Below are 17,108 nucleotides of genomic sequence, written 5' to 3'. Positions count from 1 at the left end.
GCTCGTCGGCCGCGCGTTCTACTCGCAGAAGCTGCAGCGGCCCTCTATCACCTTGTCGCCGCGCTGGTTGACGCAGGCGAATGCGAACCTTGCCTTCCCACCGTCGACATCGCTCGCCTGCAATTGCAGGTGGATCCTGTCGCCGGGCCGGGACGGCTGAAGATAACGCAGCGACATGGTGCTTCCGGCAGGCATGACGGGTTTGCCGATCATCGCCTGCACCGCCTTGAAGATCGGTTCCATGGGTATGCAGCCATGTGCGATCGTCCCGCCGAACGGGGTCCTCGCCGCCATCACCATGTCGACGTGGAGCGGATTGAAATCGCCCGAGATGCGGGCGTATTCATCGATCATCGCCTGCGTGATGGTGATTTCGGTACCGGCCGGCACTGCCGGAAGCGGCCTGTCCTTGGTGCTCATCTTGATCTCACGGGACGATGGCGGTGAAGGCGACCGTGCAGACCGCCTCTTCCCGCTGGTTGACGGTCGTCATCTCGTATTTGAGGAACCTGCGTCCCTTGCGCTCGAATCGGTCGACAATCGTCAAGGCCGTGGTGAGCGTATCGCCCGGGCGAGCCGGGACGCCGTAGGTGTTCTCGTCACCCATCCGGATGGCGCCGGGCGGAAAGACATCCTCCTCCCAGCCCAGGCGCAGGCCGTAGGTCAGGCACATCGAGGTCGGCGCGACGGCCCCGCCCGGCGCGTCAGCGCGATAGGCAGCGTCGTCATAACCCAGAAGAGCGCAGAAGCGGTCGATGTCCTGCTGCGTGACGGCGATGCGCCCCTGGCAGACAGGAGATCCAATCGTCGCGCCCTCGAACGTCGTCAGCGGATTGGTCATCGCAGCGTCGCCATCATCGAATAGGGATTCTCGAGAATTTCCCTGACCCGGCCACGGAAGCGGCCCGCCACCGCGCCGTCGATCAGCCGATGGTCGAACGTCAGGCTCAGCATCATCATCGGCCGGATCACGATCTGGCCGTCCCGCACGACGGGCTCATCTTCGATCGCACCGATTCCAAGCAGCGCAGATTGCGGGGCGTTGAGGATAGGGGTCTCGAAGTCACCGCCATAAGAGCCGAAATTCGACAGGCTGAACGTGCCTCCATCGAGGTCCTCCCGCGACAACCGCCCGCTCCGTGCGCGGGCTGCGAGATCAATGCGCTCCGCGGCGATCTCGGCGATCGACTTGCGATCCGCATTGCGGATGACGGGCACGATCAGCCCGTCGTCGAGTGCGACGGCGAGGCCGACATTGACGTCGGCCCAAGTGATGATCTCATCGCCAATGATCGAGGCGTTGATCTGCGGCATCGAGGCCAGCGCCTGGGCACAGGCCTTGAGCACGATATCGGTGTAGCTCACGCGAACGCCGAGATCCGCCTCGGCAGCGATGCAGGCCTGGCGCAGGCGCACCGCCTCGGCCATGTCGACGCGCGCGAAGCCGGTCATCTGCGCCGTCGACGTCAGGCTCTGCACCATTTTCTGGGCGATTGCCTTGCGCATGCCCGCAAGGGCGCGTCGCGTGTCGGCGGCGGCGGGCTGCGCTGATGCGGCAGCCGGCTGTGCCGTTGCGCGGGCGGAAGATTCGCGGCGGGCGATCTCTGTGTCCACGTCGCGGCGCAGCACTGCTCCGTGGGCTCCGCTGCCCTCGAGACTGGCGGGGTCGATGCCGGCGGCGCTGGCGATCCGCCGCGCCAGCGGCGAAACCCGGACGCGGCCGGCCTTGCCGGGTGGCGGCGTGGGCATCGAGGCGCTTGCGGCGGCGGGCTCTGCCGGCTCGTCCCGTGGACCCGGAGGCGCTTTCGCGCCCGGACCGCTCGCCGCGAGCGCCTCTTCACGTGTGGCAAAGAGGCCGCCGACCACCGCACCGACTTCGTGCATCGTGTCGACTTCGGCAAATCGGCGCAGGTACCCGGAATCGTCCGCCTCGATGTCCGAGGTGATCTTGTCGGTTTCGACCGCGTAGAGGGTCTCGCCCTGCTCGACCCTGTCGCCGTCCTGCTTCGCCCAGTCGACGAGCGTGCAGTCGGTCATCGTCAGACCGAGTTTCGGTATCGCGACCAGATGGGCCATCGTCGCCTCCCTAGGCCATCAATTCGCGCACCGCCGAAACGATCGAATCGGCGTTGGGATTAAGGTATTCGTCGAACTGACGGCCGAATGGCACCGGCGTGAAGGGCGGCGACAGGCGCTTCACCGGCTGGTCGAGGTCGAAGAACGCGCGCTCGGTAATCTCGGCCGAAACTTCGGAGCCGAGACCGAACTGCTTGAGCGACGAGGTGACGACCAGCGCCCGGTTTGTCTTGCGCACCGATTCCACGATCGTGTCGATATCCAGCGGGCTGATCGTCCGCGGGTCGATGACCTCGATCTCGACGCCTTCCTTCGAAAGGACTTCCGCCGCCGCCAGCGCGCGCGCCACCATCAGCCCGGTAGCCACCACGGTGACATCGCGGCCCTCGCGCTTCACGTCCGCCTTGCCGAGCGGGATCAGGAACTCGTCGTCCTCGATCTCTTCCTTCACGCGGTGCAGCGCGATGTGTTCGATGAAGACCACCGGATTGTTGTCGCGGATAGCCGCCTTCAGCAGCCCCTTCGCATCCCGCGGGGTGGAGGGCATTACCACCTTGAGGCCGGGGATATGGCTGACGATCGCCTCCCATGACTGGGAGTGATGCGGCCCGATACCCATCTCGACCGCCGTACTGGTGCGGATCACAAGCGGCATCTTGAAGAGGCCATCATAGATGTAGTGCGTCTTGGCCGCCTGGTTGGCGATCTGGTCGAGGCAGAGCCCGAGGAAGTCGATGAACATGATCTCGACGATCGGGCGTCGGCCCGTCATCGCCGCGCCGACGCCGAGGCCGACGATGATCTCCTCGCTGATCGGCGTGTCGCGCACGCGCGCCGGTCCAAACTTGTCGAACAGGCCGCGCGTTGCGCCGAACGACCCGCCGGCCGCGGCCACATCTTCGCCGATCAGGATAACGCTGTCGTCACGCTCCATCTCCTCGCGCATGGCGTCGATGATAGCCCAGCAAAAGGTCTTGTTTGCCATGGTGTCTCCCCAGCGAGGCGCGTCAACCGGCCAGAACTCAGGCCGCATATACCTTTGAAAGCGCCGTTTCCGGCTCGGGCAGCGGACTGTCTATCGCGAAGACGATCGCCTCGGCGATCTCGCTCGCGACCTGCGTCTCGAGAGCCGTCAATTGCGCCGCCTCGATGCCGCGCTCGTCGATCAGAATTTTGCGCACCCGGGCTACGGGGCAGCGCGCCTTCCACTCGTCTTCTTCCTCGCGTGTCCGGTATTTGCGCGGATCACCCTCGAAATGACCGCCCCAGCGATAGGTCTTGAGCTCCAGAAGCGTCGGACCTTCGCCGCTGCGCGCGCGCGCGATCGCACGCGCGGCTGCCTCGCGCACCGCGAACACGTCGTTGCCGTCGACCACCTCGCCCGGCATGCCGTAGCCGGCGGCGCGCAGCGCAATGTCGGGCTGGGCGACCGTCTGGTCGAACGGCGTCATCTCGGCGTAAAGGTTGTTCTCGCAGACGAGGAAGAGCGGCAGCTTCCAGGCAGCGGCCACGTTCATGGTCTCGCCGAACGAACCGTTGTTGCTCGCTCCTTCGCCGAAGAAGGCGACGGCCACTGCTCCCCTGCCGTCCATCTGGGCCGACAGGGCGGCGCCGGCCGCGATCGGCAGGCCACCGCCGACGATGCCGTTGCCGCCCAGTACCCCGATCGACGGATCCGCAGCGTGCATCTCTCCGCCGCGTCCGCCGCACACTCCGCTCGCCTTGCCGAACATCTCGGCCATCATCGGCTTCACGGCCATGCCCTTGGCCAGGTAGTGGCCGCGCCCACGATGGTTCGAAACGATGACATCGCTGTCCGTCAGGCCGTCGCAGACGCCGACGGCGCAGGCTTCCTGACCGAGATAGGAGTGCAGGTAGCCGGGAAAGCGGTTCTTCGCGAAGGCATCGTTGAGTTGCGCCTCGCATTCTCGGATCAGAAGCAGCCGCCGGTAGATCTCCAAGGGATCCTGTGTCATCGGAACCTCAGTAGGAACGCGGCAGGCCGCAGCCCACCTGTGCGATGAAGTTCCGGCTCATCTCGTTGGTGATCGGCGCGAAGATCAGTTGGCGGATGTCGCGATAGTAGCGCTGCATGTGGTATTCCATCGTGAAGCCGTAGCCGGCGAGCACGCGCATGCCGCGGTCTGTGGTGCGGAAGGCGGCCTCTGAGGCGTAATACTTCGCCATCGACGCCGGCAGCGAGCAATCCTGTCCCCGGTCCTGCATCCATGCAGCCTTGTAGGTCATCAGCCGCGCCATCTCGATCTCGGTCAGGCTGTCCGCCAGCGGATGCTGCACTGCCTGAAACTGGCCGATCTGCTTGCCGAAAGCCGTGCGCTCCTGGGCATAGCGCACCGCGTCGTCGAGCGCCCCCTGGCCGAGGCCGACGCAGGTCGCCGCAATGAAGATGCGCTCGTTGTTGAGCGTGTCGAGGATGGCGTGCCAGCCGCGCCCCTCCTGGCCGATGATCGCCGACTTCGGAACGCGCACGTTGCGATAGACGACCTCATAGGAATGCAGGAAGCGCGAGCCGAGCTTCTCGATCTTGCTCCAGGAAATGCCCGGCGTGTCCTTGTGGACCATGAACACGGTGAGGCCGCGCGAGGGCTTGTCCGGGTCTCGCGAAGTGCGCGCCACGACGAACAGCCAGGACGCAATGTTGATGCCGGTGGTAAAGACCTTGGCGCCGTTGATGACGTAGTCGTCGCCGTCTTCGACCGCCACCGTCTTCATGGCGCCGAGAATGTCGGTGCCCCCGTCAGGCTCTGTCAGCGACAAGGCGAAATGCAGCTCGCCGCTGGCGATCTTCGGCAGGAACTCCCGGCGCTGTTGTTCGGTGCCGTGGCGCTCGATCGTGACAGCCCCGAACGAGACATCGAGGCCGTAGGCGAGAGCCACCGTCGAGGAATGGCGGGCCAATCCCTCCAGCACGATGGTCTCCTCCATCACGCCGCCGCCGCTGCCGCCATATTCGGTCGGGATGGACGCGCCCATGAGGCCGACCTCGGCCATCTTGTCGAGCAATGCATGCGGGAATTCGCAATCATGATCCCAGGCCGCGACAGCTTCCTTCGGCATCTCGCGTTCGACGAATTTGGACACGAGTTCGCGAAGCGCGTTCTGATCGTCGGTGAAATCAAAATCCATTTGCGCTCCCCCAAAAACCGCCGCGATCGGCGCCGCCGGACGACATGACCATCGCGCTTCGACGCCATCTGGTGACACTGCTAGCCGAGGCCTTATGAGATGGCCGCAGGGCCGTTCGCGGGCCGGCGGACGATGCCGCAATCCCGTCCCGCATCGCCTTGCAGGGTCGTTCTAGCAGTCCGTACCTGCTGATATCGCTAGTCGGGCCTGCCCGCGCCGGTCAAGGCAGCCACGGGACTCTTCAGATATCTGGAACTCTCGACAGCATCGCGGGATGCACCTTGCGCGGCCGACGCTGGCATGGAGTGCTATGGCGGCCGGCCGGTGCCGCACGGCAGGCACGATGCTCGTCGGCATCTGGCCTGCGGCACGGGTCCGCACCAGGCCTGCGAAGCATGACCCTGCGTCCCCAACGGACCGGGACCGTTCCGGCATCCTTTGCGCCGGCCACCTGTCGCGCGGACTGAGAGCATAGGAGAAGACGATGACCGGCGCCGAACTGCCGACCTACAGCACCATTGCCCTGTCTGTGGAAGGGCGCATCGCGCGCCTCGTCCTGCAGCGGCCCGACAAGCTCAATGCACTCAATCCGCAGATGCTCAAAGAACTGCTCGACGCATTGCACCGGGTGCGCCTCCACAAGGGACTGAACGCGCTCCTGCTCGTCGGGTCGGGGCGCCTCTTCTCGGCTGGCGTCGACCTCGACACGCCATTCTTCATGGAGCATGTCGAAGACGCCTCGGTCTTCTCGGGAACGAGACTGCTCAACTGGCAGCACCAGGTCATTACGGCACTGTTCGAACAGGAGATCATCACGATCGCCGCGATCAACGGCCATGCCTGTGGCGGTGGCGGGCTGGGCCTTGCGATGTCCTGCGACATGCGCGTCAGCGTCCGCTCCGCCCGGTTCTGGATGGTGCCGCTGATGCTCGACGTGATCCAGGATTTCGGCTTGAGCTGGCTCGCGCAGCGGCTAGTTGGTCCCTCGCGCACCATGCAGATGGCCGTCCTCGGACAGAGGGTCGACGCCGAAACCGCCCTCGGCTGGGGGCTGGTCAACGAACTGGTGGACGACGCCGACGCCCTGGCTGCGCGGATGCAAGCCATCGCCGCCCAGATCGACGGCATGGGCTCGGACGCGCTGCGCATGATGAAGCTCATCCTGCGCAACGGTGAGCGCAGCGAGTTGCGCAGCCAGCTCGGCCTCGAAGCGGTGGCCAACGGCCTGAATTTCCAGTCCGGGGAGTTCCAGCAGAAGAAGGCGAGCTATCTCCGTCAGTTGCGAGAGGGACGGGTATGAACTTCGTATCTGGCAGGATGCGCGCCGCACGGCTCCACGAGGGGACCGGCGGCCAAGCCGAGCTCCGTGTCGACGCGGATGTGCCGATCCCTTCGCCTGGCGAAGGCGAAGTGCTGTTGGCCGTCCGGGCCTGCGGCCTGAACCAGATCGACCTGCTGACGCGGGACGGCCAGACGCCAAAGGAAGTGCCGCTGCCGCACATCTCGGGCACCGAGGTTGCCGGCAACATCGTTGCCCTGGGCGACGGCGTCGCCGATTGGCGGATCGGTGCGCGCGTGGTTGTCGATCCGATCATCGCCTGCAGGCATTGCTCCTCCTGCGTCAGTGGGCAGACCAACATGTGCCGCCACAGCCGGGTGTTCGGCGTACAGACACCTGGCGGCTATGCCGAATACGTTGCCGCGCCTGCACGACAGTTGCTGGCACTTCCCGACGAGCTGGACTACGCGGCCGCCGCCGCCATGGCAGTCACCGGTCCGACCGCGTGGCACATGCTGCGAGACCGCGCCAATGTCAGCCTCGGCGACGATGTGCTGGTGATCGCGGCAGGATCAGGCATCGGCGTGCTGGGCATGCAAATAGCAGCCGCTGCAGGCGCACGCGTAATCGCGACCGCCGGCAGCCGGGACAAGATGCAGCGCGCGCTGGAACTGGGTGCGTCGTTCGCGGTTGATCACGGCGATCCATCCTGGCCGGACAAGGTGCGCGATTTCACCGGAGGCGTGGCGTCGATATCGTGTTCGAGCATGTTGGCCAGTCGACCTGGGCGGGCAGCCTCAAGGCGTTGGCGCGCGGCGGCCGGCTGGTTACATGCGGCGGCCATTCCGGCTTCACCGTCGACATGAATCTGTGGCACCTGTTCGTGAAGGAGCAAACGGTCATCGGATCCTTCGGTGGAACGCGGCGGGATTTCCTGGAGGTGATGCAGATGGCGCAACAGGGCCGTTTGCGCCAGGTGATCCAGCAGACCTTTGCCCTGACCGAGCTGGCGGACGCCCAGCAGCTGCTGCGGGAACGCAAGGTCTTCGGCAAGCTGATGCTCGACCCAACTCTGCACTGACGCAAGACGGAGCCAAACGAAGATGACCCAGCCGGTCTACATTCTGTCAGGCGCGCGCACCGCCATCGGCGCTTTCGGCGGCGCCCTCGCTCAAAAAGAACCGGCTGAACTCGGTGCTCTGGTGGCCGCCGAGGCGATCCGCCGCGGCGGCATCGAGGGCGCGGAGGTCGGTCATGTCGTCTTTGGAAACGTGATCCCGACCGGCCCCCGCGACGCCTATCTGGCACGCGTCGCGGCGATCGACGCTGGGATTTCCAAGGAGACGCCGGCAATGACCCTCAACCGGCTGTGTGGCAGCGGTGCCCAGGCGATCGTGTCGGCAGCACAATCGATCATGCTCGGAGACACTGAGGTGGCGCTCGCGGGTGGCGCGGAAGTCATGAGCCGCGCGCCGCACTATCTCCAGACCGGACGATTCGGCCAGAAAATGGGCGACGCCGCCATGTTGGACGGGCTGAGCGGTGTTCTGACCGATCCGTTTGGCAACGGCATCATGGGCATGACTGCCGAGAACGTGGCGGCCAGGTACTCGATTTCGCGACAGGACCAGGACGCTTTCGCCGCCGAGAGCCAGCGGCGGGCGGCGATCGCCATCGCGGCCGGCCACTTCGGGAGCCAGATCCTGCCGATCGAGGTTAAGGCCGGGCGCACGGTGGCCGCCTTTGATACGGACGAGCATCCCAAGCTCGACACGACGCTCGAAGGCCTTGGCAAATTGCGACCGACCTTCAAGAAGGACGGTACGGTGACGGCCGGCAACGCCTCGGGAATCAATGATGGCGCCGCCGCGGTGGCTCTCGCGTCGGAAGACCACGTGAGGCGCAGCCGGACGGAGCCGCTCGCACGGATCGTCGGCTACGCCCATGCGGGTGTGGAGCCTTCCATCATGGGTATCGGGCCGGTTCCCGCGGTCCGCTCCCTGCTTGAACGCACCGGCCTGAAGCCATCAGACTTCGATGTGATCGAATCCAACGAGGCGTTTGCTGCGCAGGCGATCGCTGTCAATCGCGAGCTCGAGCTCGATCCGGAGCTGGTCAATCCAGACGGTGGTGCCATCGCGCTCGGGCATCCCGTGGGCGCCACCGGAGCCATTCTTGCGATCAAGGCCGTCTATCATTTGATGCGGACGGGCGGTCGGCTTGGCCTCGTTACCATGTGCATCGGCGGCGGCCAGGGCATCGCGCTTGCGATCGAACGCGCCTGAACGGGAAGCAATGTTTAGCCGGGCCAGGGTCCGATTCAAAGCCCACAGCCGCAGGGCCAGTTGCCGATCGGCGTGAACGATCGGAACTTAGACGCAAGGCCACTTCGGCGCCCGGTATCCATATCGCGCGGCCAGCGGCAGAGCCTCTGCGAACCAGTATCCGAGGACTCCCCAACGCCCTGGCACTCGACTGCGTTCAACACGCCGGTCAGCACTCCGACCGTCCTGGCGTTGGCACGGCAAGGTTGAAATTCCTCGAGTTCGCGGACCGCATCCACGTCGCGAGGGCGTCCGAGATCCTTCAGAACCGGCTCGGCCATCGCTCCCGCCGGCGTATCGCTGTATTGAGCAGGCCGATGACGGCGCCGGCTGTGATTGCAACGTCTTCAATACCTTGCGCAGTACAGGTTTGAATGTCGAGAACGTTGCAACCGGCTCGGCACCGCGACCAATGTGATAGCCGTGGTCGAGCCGGCAAGCTGGCGCGTAAAGGGGACCCAGACTCGTCCCGCAGGATGACCGACGGCGGCGCTTTTGGCAATTCTGCCGCTCGAATACCGCCGCACCCGTCGCATGACAATAATGTTTGATAATGCCGGCTTATCGGTCGTTTCTAGTGGGGTATTCAAAGATGCCCGGTGGCCCTCAAATCAGCTGCGAACGTCTTCAGATGAATCACCAATCTCAACGGCTGCCCCTGCAATGGCTCCGCCCCATAAGACGCGTACCAGTCGGCCGCCCGCGCGCTCTTGGCGTCGATGATGAGCAAGACACCGCCGCCTTCGGCCACCAGCCGCAAACAGCGCCGGGCTGCGGCCACCAGTAGCTGTCCGCCAAGTCCCTGCCCCGCAACGCGGATGTCGGTGGCGATCCGCGCCAGCAGAAAACCGGACACGTCATGGCGGGCCAGTCCCTTTGTCATCTGCGCCGGAACGACTGCATACTCGACCGCCGAAGGCGTGATCGAATAGAAACCGAGGATCCGGCCCGGATTGGCGGTTTCGATCGCGCAGTAGGTCTTAGTGGCGTTCTGCTCATGACTTTGGCGCGCGAAACGCACCAGAAATTCGTTCATGTCAGCGTCGCCGCAATCGAAGCCGCTGCGATCGTGTGCCTTCGCGATCGCCTCTTCATGCCATGCAGGCAGACTCATCGATCACGCGGCAACGCTGCGATCGCCGCCCGCAGCTTCTCGTTTGGCGGCGGTGGATTGTCGAGCAATTCCATGATCCGTGTGAAATCGCGCTCCGAGACCTGAATGGTCTCGGCTTGCTTGATGACGGCGTCCGCTTCGCGCAGCGCCGCCCGCGTCACAAAATCAGTCAGATCCGCATGCATCAGCGCTGCCGCCCGCAGCAGCTTCGCCTTGTCCGGCGCAGGGACGCGCAGATGCATCCGTTCGTTCGCTTCGACCGCCACACGGGGCATGAAAATCTCCTTCAGTTCCTTCCAGTATAGCTCAGTTGCGTCCCGTCCGTCAAATGCGTGTGGTTTCAAGGCGTACAAATGGCCTGATGCCTGCCAGCCACCCACCCCCTGTCTATCGAGCAGTTCCCAGGTATCTGCTAGCTACCGGCTATCTGGCCAGCAAGGCATTCCCACGGACAAAACGCGCAGCGCGCTCGACGACGGGAACGAATATACCGAGGCTACCCGCCGTGCACCCCAGCGCCGGTATTTCGAGGGCCACCGTAACACCGGAAATGCCGGGCCGCGGGAAAGATCAGCGTCTCAAGCTAAAGCTCCTTCCGATACTGGCATTCCCGAATCGTCCTCAAACGGCACGTCGTCCCCAGGCGCAACGCATCGCCATGCTCACACCCAAAGGATCACCTCGTCCAAGGTCTCAAAAATCACGCGGGACGAAAATGAACGCAAGGTAGCGGCCGTCAACCGTCGTCGTTCTCGCCCTCGCCGCCCAAATCAGAAAAGCCGACCTATGATCGACGATCCGCAGCGCCAGACGGCTTCGCCTACGGCAGTCGTTGTGGCGCGCGACACGACATCGGACGAACTGCCCGAGGTCGTCGACTGCGTCGATGCGGTCCCCTCCCTTCCCGCATCGTGGACGCCCCGCCGATCGCGCCCGCGACCACGTTGAAGAGGTAAGTGCGGCCAGCAACCGCCGCGGCTACGCTGCCGATTGGCGCAAATTGTCAGCCTGATGCCGCCGCCAGGGCATTGACGCGCTGACGGCCGATCCGCAGGCCGTCGGTCTCTACATCCCCGCGCTCGCCTCCGGCACGGCCGGCAAGAAAAGCAGCGTCGCGACCATTGAGCGCCGCCTCCCGGCGCTCAATGGAACTACCCCACGCGGCACGCCGCTCGATCCGCAAGGACCGCCACATCGCCACCGTGATGGTCGGCATCCGCAACACCCACGCGCGGCTGCCGGAGCAGAAGGGGGCTGTGAGCCGGCCAACCCCTGCTCGAACGCTTGACCGCGGGTCGCTGGACGGCCTGCACGATCGTGCCATGCTGCTCCTCGGCTGGCGGCTTGCGCCGTGCGGAGATGGTCGCGCTCGACTGCCGCGCGGATCAGACCGAGGACGGCCGGACTGGATCGTGACCCTCGACAAGGGTATTTTGCTCGAGCTCGAGGGAAAGACCCGGTGGCGCGCCCACGCCTTCAAGTCCAGGCAAGCGCGGGATCACGCGGCGCCGGTGCCCCAAGAGGTCCGCATCGTCGCTGAAAGCGCTAACTTCCGCAGCCGCGAAGCGAGTACCAAGTCCGACAAGGCCGTGGTCCCGCGCCCGGCACTGCGCCGGCGCGGGACCGGGCGCAACGTCCAGTTTAACATCTAGGCCACGGCTAAGGCGGGATCTGCCTTCAACTGCATAACCGAAACTAACAACTGGGCCGCCTGCGCGGCGCTTTTGTGCGCTCCGGCGGCGGCGCGAGCGCGAGCTGAAGGGGTAGGGGTTGAATTAACCGTGGCTCCTCTGCTCGAAGCTGGTGCTTCAGGTTCCCAGCTGGGAACTCAACGCGCCGCCGATCGTACCGGCCTTCGAAGCCATCCTGCATCGCCGATAGTCTGCGCACGCGAACCTGCGTCGTCCTGGGCGACGCCTCGTTGCAGCTACACTGACGTCGAAAGTTCCCAGCTGGGAACTTTCACGCTCACCATGCCCCAGCAAAATTGCCATACGGCTCCGAATCGGACAGTTTCTACCTACGCCATTTTCCGCAAACTCGCGGGCCATGCGTAGTTAGTGCCCGCTTAGGAACTTGTTAACCATTCGCTCCGCACTGTTCGCTGATCCGCAACGCGAAACGAGTCGCATGAACAGCCATCTCAGCAGTCTCGACTTCATGCAGTCCTTTGCAACGAAGCTCGAAACCGCACTCGACAATCTCAGCATGAAGCAGTTCCCGCCGGAGGGCGGTCGGACAATGCGCAAGTTTGCATCGCCCGAAGTCGGCGAGCTTCTCGATGTCTCGGAAGCCTATATCCGCCAGGTCGCCCTGAAAGGGCAGGGGCCTGATCCCGAAATCACGTCCAATGGCCGCCGGCTCTACAGTCTCGACCAGGTCCATGACCTGCGACTGCGGCTTGCCGAAAACGGCCGCAAGAAGTGGATGAACCCCCGTCGCCAGAATGGCGAAGACTGCCAGGTCATTGCCATCAGCAACTTCAAGGGCGGATCCAGCAAGACGTCGACCACGATCCATCTGGGGCACTATCTCGCGCTCAAGGGCTATCGCGTGCTTGCTGTTGACCTCGACCCGCAGGCATCGCTGACCAGCCTGCAAGGCACGTTGCCGGGTTTCGATTATCGCGACGGCGAGACACTTTACTCGGCGATCCGTTTCGAAGATCCCGTTCCGGCCGACAGTGTCGTGCGATCGACCCATGTCCCCGGCTTCGATATCATCTGCGCGGGCCTCGACCTCACCGAATTTGAAACCGCCGTCGCCCTGCAGATGCGCAGCTCCGGCGGAACCGGCTTCCTGCTACGTGTCGCACAGGCGCTCGACCAGATCGTCGGCAACTACGACGTTGTGCTGCTCGACTGCGCCCCGTCGCTGAACTTCCTCACTCTCTCCTCACTCACGGCCGCCACCGGCGTGCTCATCCCCGTCCCCGCGCATATGCTCGACGTCGACTCAACCGGCAAGTTCCTGGAACTCGCCGCCTCGTATATGCAGGTGCTTGACGAGGCAGGCGCATCAACCAAATGGGATTTCGCCAAGTTCCTGATCACGAAGTTCGAACCTAACGACCATCCGCAGGCCAACATGCAGGCGCTGATGCGCCACGTTTTCGGCGAGGACCTTCTGCTCAATCCGGTGATCAAGTCCACTGCCGTGGCCGATGCGCTTACCTGGAAGCAAAGCCTCTATGAGGTGCAGCGCTCGCGTTTCTCGGCGCCGAAGACCTACGACCGGGCGATGGAATCCATCAACGCCGCCAACGCAGAAATCGAAGCCCTTCTCTGGTCCGCGTGGGGGAGGCAGAAATGAGCCGAAAAGACTCCAGAAACATGTTCACCGCCGTTCTCGGCGAGCTTGGGACTGAGACATCCCCAGTCCCACTCAGAGAGCGTTCAGCGTCGCCGCACTTGCTCAAGGTTGCGGCCGGCGTGCGGGAGCTCAACGAGCGCAGCCAGTTGGTCGATCGCCTGCTGCGCGACGGCGAGCAGATCGTCGAACTCGACCCAACCGCCATCGTGCCTTCCTCCATCGCCGACCGGTTGGATGGAGCCTATAACGATCAGGCAGTCGCCGAGATCGTCGACTCCATCCGGGAGCGTGGCCAAATTTCCGCCGGTCTTGTCCGCCCGATACCCGGACAGGACGGTCGTTTTCAGATCGTGTTCGGCCGCCGCCGGCTCGCCGCGGCCCAAAAGCTCGGCATCAAGTTCAAGGCGGTGGTTCGCGAGCTCACCGAGGAAGAGGCGGTCATCTTCCAGGGCGAGGAAAACGCCAACCGCGAAGACCTCTCCTTCATCGAAAAATGTGCCTTTGCGCTGGCGCTCGAGCAGGCCGGCCACAAGAGAGCCACCATCTGTTCGGCGCTGTCGACGAGCAAATCGCACGTTTCCGAAATGATCAAGATCGCTGCGGCCATTCCGCGTGACCTGCTCCTTCAGATCGGCCGCGCGCCGGGCATCGGCCGTGGCCGCTGGACCGAATTCGCCGAGAGGATCAAGGAACCGGACGCGCTCCGGCTGACTAGCGAACTCACCACTTTGCCACGCTTTGAGCAGGCGGAGTCGGACGCGCGCTTCAACCGGCTGTTTGCGGCGCTCGCACCACGCGACAGCATTGGGTCCGCCCACGCACAGCACGATAGCATTGCGCCGCGGCCATGGGTCGCCAAGGACAACAGCGTTCGCGTCACCGCCAATCGTCGCGGAAACGACTATGTGCTGGCTCTCAGCGACGCTGCAGCCGCGCCATTCGGAACATGGATTTCGGACAATCTCGATCGTCTTTATCGCGATTTCAGATCGTCCGATCCGAACGCCGCAACAGGAGACTGACCAGCAAAAGAAAAAGGCCCCCGAAAACGTCGCCGTCACGGAAGCCCTTCTCGAAGCTTAGCAACTAAGAGAATCGCATTTCCACGAATCACTGTCAAGCAGTTGGACGTCGTTTTGACGGGCAGGTTTCTTTTGCCTTAGACAAGGTGAAAGACCATGCAAACGCATACCCCAGCTTCGCCCTTCGGGCCGAGGCCGCTGTCGCTTGCCGCCGTGAACGGCCAGCGCACCGCAAAAGCCTGTCCGCCAGACGCCGTGGTCGACAAATGGCGCGTGTTTCGCGCCGTCTGCGAGGCCAGGAGCATGCTCGGCGCCACCGAACGCGCCCTAGCGGTGCTGTCGGCGCTGATCTCCTTCCATCCCGACACCGAACTCTCGGGGGAGGGGGCCCTGGTGTTCCCGTCCAACGCCCAGCTGTCGCTGCGCGCCCACGGCATGGCCCCGGCGACCCTCAGACGCCATCTCGCCGTGCTCGTGGAGTGTGGCCTGATCGTGCGGCGCGACAGTCCAAACGGCAAGCGCTTCGCCCGCAAGGGGCAGGGCGGTGCGATCGAGCAGGCGTTCGGCTTCGACCTGACCCCGCTCGTCGCCCGAGCGGCCGAATTCGAGCGGCTGGCCGACGCCGTGCGGGCCGAGCGGCGCGCCCTCCATCTGCTGCGCGAACGGCTCACCATCTGCCGCCGCGACATCTGCAAGATGATCGAGCTCGGCCAGGACGAAGGCATGCGCGGCGACTGGCAGGCCTATCGCGAGCGTTACCGCATTCTCGCTGCCCGGATTCCGCGGACGGCCACGGCGGCCCAGCTCGAGCCGCTCGCGGAGGCCTTTGCCCAGCTCGCCGATGAAATCCGCAACATTCTGGAAAGACACGTTAATTCCAAGAATACGAGCGCCAATGAGTCTCAGACTGAGCGCCACAAACAGAATTCAAACCCAGACCTTAATCTTGAATCTGAACCTCGCTCCGGAAAGGAGCAGGGGGCAGCCACGCCGCCAACCGAACAGGCGGAGCGCTTGCCGCAACAGCCGCAGGACCGCCAAACGTCAGCCTACCCGCTAAGCCTTGTGCTGCGCGCCTGCCCGGACATCGTCGACTACGCCCGAAACGGCATTTCGGACTGGGCGGGGCTGGTGGCAACCGCGGATCTTGCCCGCGCCGCGCTCGGCATCAGTCCCGATGCGTGGCGCCAGGCCTGCGAGGTCATCGGGCCGGCCGACGCCGCCATCGTCGTCGCCGCCATTCTGCAGCGGGCCGACGCCATCTCCAGCGCCGGCGGCTATCTGCGCAGCCTGACCCACAAGGCGAGGGCAGGGCAGTTTTCCATCGGGCCCGTCCTCATGGCGTTGCTGCGCGCCAGGGACAAAGCCCTGCCGAGAACCGGGTGAGCCGGGGGCAGGCTTGCGCGAACACCGTGATCTCCCGGGCAAAGTGCAGCGGCCCGCCGGCTTTGTGGACGGCGACGTTGCCGCGGAGGACGACATCGCCGGGCCGCAGTTCCGGCGCCAGATGGGTTTCGACATAGGTTTCGAAACCCGCCCTGTTCATCGGCGCATCGATGATCCAGGGCGAGACCATGGGATGGCAACGCAGGGCGGCGCGAAGGTCAGCGTCTTCCGACTGCCGAACGGGGGCATAGATCCCTTCAACCGCAACGAGTTCTGACTGCTGACGCAGCAGAAGGCGACGTGTCATGTAAGTTGTCGTCCGTCGCCCTGCCGTGGCTCCGCCATAGGGCCTCAAGAGTTGTCGAGCGGGGTCCAGATCAGAGGCAACAGGTTCTCCCTGAATGCGAACCGCTCCAGATGGCTCTCGATCACGTGCTGAAGCCTCTGGTTGCCGGGAGCATCGGCCGCGCTCACCCTGATGGTCATGCCCTTGTCGTCGGCGTCCATGACGGCCCTGCCGACGTCGAACTGGCACTCGCCGTGGCCGTCGGCGAAGGTCGTGGGGATCTTGTGGCCAAAATGCTTGCAGAGCTGCTGGACGTACTTCACGCCGCTGGCTGTCGCGACATTCGCCTTAGTTTCGATCATCGAATGGTCCTTTCCAATGTTCACGCAGTCACGGCGACCGTCACTTAATAGAAAACGCCAATGCGACGGCCGCAGATCTCGTGGATGGTGATCGCGGTGCCGAAGATCTTGCCGAGAACGTCCTCGCGCATAACCTCGTTGGCTTTGCCCTGGAAGGCGACCTTCCCATCCTTCATCGCGATGATGTGGTCGGAGTAGCAGGAGGCGAAGTTGATGTCGTGCAGCACCAGCACGATCGTTTTGCCGAAATGGTCCGCAGCCTGTCGAAGAATGCGCATCATGGTGGCCGCGTGGCGCATGTCCAGATTGTTGAGAGGCTCGTCGAAGAGCGCGTAGTCGGTGTCCTGGCAAAGCACCATGGCCACAAAGGCGCGCTGGCGCTGGCCGCCCGACAGTTCGTCGAGGAACCGATCCGCCAGCGGCGCGAGGTCGAGAAAATCCAGCGCCCGCTCGACATGCGCCCTGTCTTCGGGCGTGGGGCGGTCCTTCGAATAGGGATAGCGGCCGAAGGCGACGATGTCGCGCACGGTCAGGCGAGACGTCAGGTGGTTGTCCTGGCGCAGGATGGAGAGCCGGCGCGCGAGCACGTCGCCTTTCTCGCGGCTGACATCCAGCCCGTCGACAAGAATTTCCCCCTCCGACATCGGCAGCAGGCGGCTCATCATCGACAGCAGCGTCGATTTCCCGGCCCCGTTCGGCCCGATGATGGAGGTGACGCCGCCCTTGGGCAGGCTGAGCGTCACCCCGTCGACCACCAGCGCGTCGCCATAGGACTTCGAGACCTGCTTCACCTCGATCAT

19 protein-coding genes are annotated in these 17,108 nt (G+C 64.4%); 8 read left to right on the top strand and 11 right to left on the bottom strand.

Annotation, left to right across the window (positions count from 1 at the left end; translation table 11 throughout):
- Window positions 1-18 precede the first annotated feature (18 nt).
- Genes PD284_RS25570 through PD284_RS25545 form a run of 6 tightly spaced genes read right to left on the bottom strand, consistent with a single transcriptional unit; the run spans window position 19 to window position 5,223 of the window.
- On the bottom strand, window positions 19-420 hold the full coding sequence (locus PD284_RS25570) for a MaoC family dehydratase (RefSeq protein ID WP_274631166.1): 402 nt from the start codon (window positions 418-420) through the stop codon (window positions 19-21).
- Between the two features lie 7 nt (window positions 421-427).
- The gene (locus PD284_RS25565; RefSeq protein WP_274631165.1) at window positions 428-841 is read right to left on the bottom strand and encodes a MaoC family dehydratase; all 414 of its coding nucleotides are present in this window, start codon (window positions 839-841) and stop codon (window positions 428-430) included.
- Window positions 838-2,076, bottom strand: a complete 1,239-nt coding sequence (locus PD284_RS25560) for a dihydrolipoamide acetyltransferase family protein (protein WP_274631164.1) — start codon at window positions 2,074-2,076, stop codon at window positions 838-840. Before PD284_RS25560 ends, PD284_RS25565 begins: the two co-directional genes overlap by 4 nt.
- 10 nt (window positions 2,077-2,086) lie before the next feature.
- Window positions 2,087-3,061, bottom strand: a complete 975-nt coding sequence (locus tag PD284_RS25555) for an alpha-ketoacid dehydrogenase subunit beta (RefSeq protein WP_274631163.1) — start codon at window positions 3,059-3,061, stop codon at window positions 2,087-2,089.
- 37 nt (window positions 3,062-3,098) lie between these two features.
- Window positions 3,099-4,052: a thiamine pyrophosphate-dependent dehydrogenase E1 component subunit alpha gene (locus PD284_RS25550; protein WP_274631162.1), complete on the bottom strand. Its 954-nt coding sequence runs from the start codon at window positions 4,050-4,052 to the stop codon at window positions 3,099-3,101.
- Window positions 4,053-4,059: 7 nt separating this feature from the next.
- The gene (locus PD284_RS25545) at window positions 4,060-5,223 is read right to left on the bottom strand and encodes an acyl-CoA dehydrogenase family protein (protein WP_274631161.1); all 1,164 of its coding nucleotides are present in this window, start codon (window positions 5,221-5,223) and stop codon (window positions 4,060-4,062) included.
- 484 nt (window positions 5,224-5,707) lie between these two features.
- On the opposite strand from PD284_RS25545, the gene PD284_RS25540 reads away from it, so the two are divergent.
- From PD284_RS25540 to bktB, 4 genes are all read left to right on the top strand, one after another.
- On the top strand, window positions 5,708-6,523 hold the full coding sequence (locus PD284_RS25540) for an enoyl-CoA hydratase/isomerase family protein (protein ID WP_274631160.1): 816 nt from the start codon (window positions 5,708-5,710) through the stop codon (window positions 6,521-6,523).
- A 110-nt stretch (window positions 6,524-6,633) separates the two neighbouring features.
- Window positions 6,634-7,368, top strand: a complete 735-nt coding sequence (locus PD284_RS25535) for an alcohol dehydrogenase catalytic domain-containing protein (protein WP_274631159.1) — start codon at window positions 6,634-6,636, stop codon at window positions 7,366-7,368.
- On the top strand, window positions 7,260-7,583 hold the full coding sequence (locus tag PD284_RS25530) for a zinc-binding dehydrogenase (RefSeq protein WP_274631158.1): 324 nt from the start codon (window positions 7,260-7,262) through the stop codon (window positions 7,581-7,583). The genes PD284_RS25535 and PD284_RS25530 overlap by 109 nt, the downstream gene beginning before the upstream one ends.
- 22 nt (window positions 7,584-7,605) lie before the next feature.
- Window positions 7,606-8,787, top strand: coding sequence for a beta-ketothiolase BktB (gene bktB / locus PD284_RS25525; RefSeq protein WP_274631157.1), 1,182 nt, complete (start codon window positions 7,606-7,608; stop codon window positions 8,785-8,787).
- A gap of 625 nt (window positions 8,788-9,412) precedes the next feature.
- On the opposite strand, the gene PD284_RS25520 is transcribed toward bktB, so the two are convergent.
- Both PD284_RS25520 and PD284_RS25515 read right to left on the bottom strand, forming a co-directional pair.
- Window positions 9,413-9,940: a GNAT family N-acetyltransferase gene (locus PD284_RS25520; RefSeq protein ID WP_274631156.1), complete on the bottom strand. Its 528-nt coding sequence runs from the start codon at window positions 9,938-9,940 to the stop codon at window positions 9,413-9,415.
- Complete coding sequence (locus tag PD284_RS25515; RefSeq protein WP_274631297.1) at window positions 9,937-10,215, bottom strand: type II toxin-antitoxin system TacA family antitoxin; 279 nt, start codon at window positions 10,213-10,215, stop codon at window positions 9,937-9,939. Before PD284_RS25515 ends, PD284_RS25520 begins: the two co-directional genes overlap by 4 nt.
- 870 nt (window positions 10,216-11,085) lie before the next feature.
- Here PD284_RS25515 and PD284_RS26985 point away from each other — a divergent pair.
- From PD284_RS26985 to repC, 4 genes are all read left to right on the top strand, one after another.
- Window positions 11,086-11,592: a hypothetical protein gene (locus tag PD284_RS26985; RefSeq protein ID WP_411956296.1), complete on the top strand. Its 507-nt coding sequence runs from the start codon at window positions 11,086-11,088 to the stop codon at window positions 11,590-11,592.
- A gap of 478 nt (window positions 11,593-12,070) precedes the next feature.
- On the top strand, window positions 12,071-13,252 hold the full coding sequence (repA, locus tag PD284_RS25505; protein WP_274631155.1) for a plasmid partitioning protein RepA: 1,182 nt from the start codon (window positions 12,071-12,073) through the stop codon (window positions 13,250-13,252).
- Window positions 13,249-14,274: a plasmid partitioning protein RepB gene (gene repB, locus PD284_RS25500; RefSeq protein WP_274631154.1), complete on the top strand. Its 1,026-nt coding sequence runs from the start codon at window positions 13,249-13,251 to the stop codon at window positions 14,272-14,274. The genes repA and repB overlap by 4 nt, the downstream gene beginning before the upstream one ends.
- 156 nt (window positions 14,275-14,430) lie before the next feature.
- Complete coding sequence (repC, locus tag PD284_RS25495) at window positions 14,431-15,660, top strand: plasmid replication protein RepC (protein WP_274631153.1); 1,230 nt, start codon at window positions 14,431-14,433, stop codon at window positions 15,658-15,660.
- On the opposite strand, the gene PD284_RS25490 is transcribed toward repC, so the two are convergent.
- Genes PD284_RS25490 through PD284_RS25480 form a run of 3 tightly spaced genes read right to left on the bottom strand, consistent with a single transcriptional unit; the run spans window position 15,611 to window position 17,108 of the window.
- Window positions 15,611-15,967, bottom strand: a complete 357-nt coding sequence (locus PD284_RS25490) for a hypothetical protein (RefSeq protein WP_274631152.1) — start codon at window positions 15,965-15,967, stop codon at window positions 15,611-15,613. The genes repC and PD284_RS25490 overlap by 50 nt on opposite strands.
- A 44-nt stretch (window positions 15,968-16,011) precedes the next feature.
- Window positions 16,012-16,308 carry a DUF2218 domain-containing protein gene (locus tag PD284_RS25485; RefSeq protein WP_274631151.1) on the bottom strand — a complete coding sequence of 99 codons (297 nt, stop codon included), beginning with the start codon at window positions 16,306-16,308 and terminating at the stop codon, window positions 16,012-16,014.
- Window positions 16,309-16,352: 44 nt separating this feature from the next.
- Window positions 16,353-17,108, bottom strand: a complete 756-nt coding sequence (locus tag PD284_RS25480; protein ID WP_274631150.1) for an iron ABC transporter ATP-binding protein — start codon at window positions 17,106-17,108, stop codon at window positions 16,353-16,355.

Source organism: Mesorhizobium shangrilense (genome assembly GCF_028826155.1).
Lineage (GTDB): Bacteria > Pseudomonadota > Alphaproteobacteria > Rhizobiales > Rhizobiaceae > Arvimicrobium > Arvimicrobium flavum.
Note: the sequence above shows the minus strand (reverse complement) of the source record. Positions and strands in the feature narration are given on the sequence as shown.